We start from the raw sequence: 2,258 nt of genomic DNA, 5'->3' as shown, positions 1-2,258 counted from the left end.
GTATAATTATATCATATAAACATGCGTTTTCACATATGGCTTATCTATGCGATTTATCCGAATATATTTTCACATGCGTGAAACAAATACCACGATTTAAAAAATAAAAGTGTGTTATAAAGTGTGTTATTGTTTTGACTCGGTCTGCCCCCCTGCTATACTATCCTCAGGGGCGTCAAAAATGATTGACATGAAACAAGCAGTAAAATTCTGCACGGCGGCATTGGACGCTCTGATGCACGGAGAGGACGTGTTTGTATGCCCGCTGTGTGGAAAGGCTGCACACGTTCAGCGTGTTAAAGGACGATTGCTGGCGCGGTGTGATGGATGCGGGAAACGGATAGAAGAATAAGCGTATCCCGGTCAGAAGTAGCCGGGATATTTTTTTAAAAATCTTCGTGTTTTGTATTGACACGATGTCGTGTCAATGCTATAATATAGACAGTGAAAGACACATAAGACCATAAGCCCCGAGCGGGAGCCGGGCAGGTCAAAAGGGTGGTAAATTATGAACAACAAATTTTATTGGGAAGCAGTTGGCGAATGCGTATCGCAGGTTACTGAAATAGAAGGTGCAAAAGATTGGGACGATGCCAAAAAGCTGGCTTTCAACAACATGTCAGAAGGTGACCGTATCGCAGAATGCCCAGCCTCAGCAGTTAAAGAAGATGGGCAATTCCCAGAATTCCACTTCATTGACAAAGATGAATGCAAAAACTACGCGACCTTGCAAAAAGGCGTATGGGCCACCACAAAAGCCAATGAAGACTATTGGGAATCTCGAGCGTGGTGGTTCGACGATGAAGACGATACTTTTTATGATGGCAGTTTTAAAAAATTTGACGATTGGGAAGACGACGAGTCAGAAGATTAAATTTCCGTTCTGGATGGCACCGTAAGCCCTGCCCCGTATCCGCAAAAAAATCGCATGCTACGGAGGATATATGCTTATTAGCTTAGTAGAGTGGGCAAACCGGCACGGGTGCGCGGACGCATCGGCCCGCAATCTTGTACGGCGTGGAAAGCTCCCGCAGGCGCAGAAAATCGGGAGAAATTATTTGATTGATGACGAAGTACCGTGGCCGGATGACAGGCGCAGCTCGCGCAAAAAGGGCGGGAGTAGCAACGACAAGTAGCGCTCAATCTGGGGCAAAACCCAAATTATTTCTATCGCATATCCTTTTCGATCAGCCCTACCACATATGCGTTCAAGCTCATACCGATATTTTCAGCGTGGGATTTTATTTTTCCGCGTTGGCCTTTTGGCAGGCGCAGAAGAATTTTATCGTAGGCGTTTCGCTCGAATTTGGTTGTGGCGCGTTTTTGCGCGTCTGATACCGGCGGCATATAATCACCTCGCATCACAGTGTATCATACATGTATAACGATAGCTATATACAGTTTACACAATGCTATCGTTATATATTTGTACATTATGACTATTGTTATAACGATAGCGTTATATTATAATATAGATGTTGAAAGAAACAACGACAAGGAGGATAATTATGAACAGGGTTGAAAAAGGGAAACTCTACGATCTGCGGAACGACGCCATGGCGCACGCCGCGTGGAGCATAACAGAGCAGAAAAAGCACGAGGAACTCACGGGAAGCGGAAATACCGCCGAAGCGGAGGCGCAACTCCGGCAGAGCGATCAAGACTACGGCTACGCGCTGGCCGTCGCCGATGTGCTGTCTGCCCTGAAATGCGGAGGGGACAAGGAAATTCGCAGGTTGCTTGGGCAATAACCCCGCCTGATGATGGCGCGCCGGTTACGCGCCGAAACGCCCGAATGGGCGTCGCGGGAAACCCGTCGGCAGAGGGGATAATATGCCGCCCCTTAATATAAATTGCACTTTGACAATTGCATACGCCGTGGCGGCGGCGTAAAACAGGCATTAGGCCGCCAGCGCTCCCACGGCGCATTATCTACACCGTGGGAGGTTGCACAGCCAGCAGGGCATGCACCAACAAAAAAACGCCCCCTGCCAGCCGATAAGGCCAGTAGGAGGCGTTAATTATATCATAGGGTTGCACCGCATCCAGCGCGGCGAGATAGGAGATCACCTCCTACTGCGTAATTACCCACATGTCCATGAGCAGTTTTTCCAACACCTCGTAATCTGCCTGAAAGTACCCGCTGCCATCCAATCCGATGCCGGCACCCCAGCTGTTGCGGATTTTAACATGGCCTTTGGATTTTTTGATAATGACATGATCCACAAAGTCCTTTGCCTTGCATCCCGTGGACGGCT

General features: G+C 48.2%; 5 protein-coding genes and 1 pseudogene. 4 read left to right on the top strand and 2 right to left on the bottom strand.

Annotated elements, in window-relative coordinates; translation table 11 throughout:
- The first annotated feature begins 181 nt into the window (after nt 1-181).
- The 3 genes from ABF463_RS14440 to ABF463_RS14430 all read left to right on the top strand — a co-directional run bounded on the left by ABF463_RS14440 (nt 182) and on the right by ABF463_RS14430 (nt 1,136).
- The gene (locus ABF463_RS14440) at nt 182-352 is read left to right on the top strand and encodes a hypothetical protein (RefSeq protein ID WP_415534727.1); all 171 of its coding nucleotides are present in this window, start codon (nt 182-184) and stop codon (nt 350-352) included.
- Nucleotides 353-508: 156 nt separating this feature from the next.
- Entirely contained in the window at nt 509-874 is a 366-nt protein-coding gene (locus ABF463_RS14435; RefSeq protein WP_415534725.1) for a hypothetical protein, read from the top strand.
- 70 nt (nt 875-944) lie between these two features.
- Nucleotides 945-1,136 carry a hypothetical protein gene (locus ABF463_RS14430; protein WP_415534723.1) on the top strand — a complete coding sequence of 64 codons (192 nt, stop codon included), beginning with the start codon at nt 945-947 and terminating at the stop codon, nt 1,134-1,136.
- 31 nt (nt 1,137-1,167) lie between these two features.
- Here the strand turns inward: ABF463_RS14430 and ABF463_RS14425 are convergent, their stop codons facing one another.
- A complete protein-coding gene (locus ABF463_RS14425; protein ID WP_415534721.1) occupies nt 1,168-1,347 on the bottom strand; it encodes a hypothetical protein in 180 nt (59 codons plus the stop codon).
- 161 nt (nt 1,348-1,508) lie between these two features.
- Here ABF463_RS14425 and ABF463_RS14420 point away from each other — a divergent pair, with 161 nt between their 5' ends.
- Nucleotides 1,509-1,751, top strand: a complete 243-nt coding sequence (locus ABF463_RS14420; protein WP_415534719.1) for a hypothetical protein — start codon at nt 1,509-1,511, stop codon at nt 1,749-1,751.
- A gap of 322 nt (nt 1,752-2,073) precedes the next feature.
- Here ABF463_RS14420 and ABF463_RS14415 read toward each other — a convergent pair.
- Nucleotides 2,074-2,258 (bottom strand): annotated as a pseudogene (locus ABF463_RS14415) (peptidase); the annotation flags it as partial.

Origin of the sequence: Ethanoligenens sp., from assembly GCF_047718355.1 — a bacterium.
In the GTDB taxonomy this organism is placed as follows: Bacteria; Bacillota; Clostridia; order Oscillospirales; family Ethanoligenentaceae; genus Ethanoligenens.
This window is presented reverse-complemented; position numbering and strand designations above follow the sequence as displayed.

What these genes read in the sequence shown, in the direction of transcription:
- ABF463_RS14425 (WP_415534721.1), bottom strand. Translation starts at nt 1,347, where the DNA reads ATGCCGCCGGTATCAGACGCGCAAAAACGCGCCACAACCAAATTCGAG.
- ABF463_RS14430 (WP_415534723.1), top strand. Translation starts at nt 945, where the DNA reads ATGCTTATTAGCTTAGTAGAGTGGGCAAACCGGCACGGGTGCGCGGAC.
- ABF463_RS14440 (WP_415534727.1), top strand. Translation starts at nt 182, where the DNA reads ATGATTGACATGAAACAAGCAGTAAAATTCTGCACGGCGGCATTGGAC.
- ABF463_RS14420 (WP_415534719.1), top strand. Translation starts at nt 1,509, where the DNA reads ATGAACAGGGTTGAAAAAGGGAAACTCTACGATCTGCGGAACGACGCC.
- ABF463_RS14435 (WP_415534725.1), top strand. Translation starts at nt 509, where the DNA reads ATGAACAACAAATTTTATTGGGAAGCAGTTGGCGAATGCGTATCGCAG.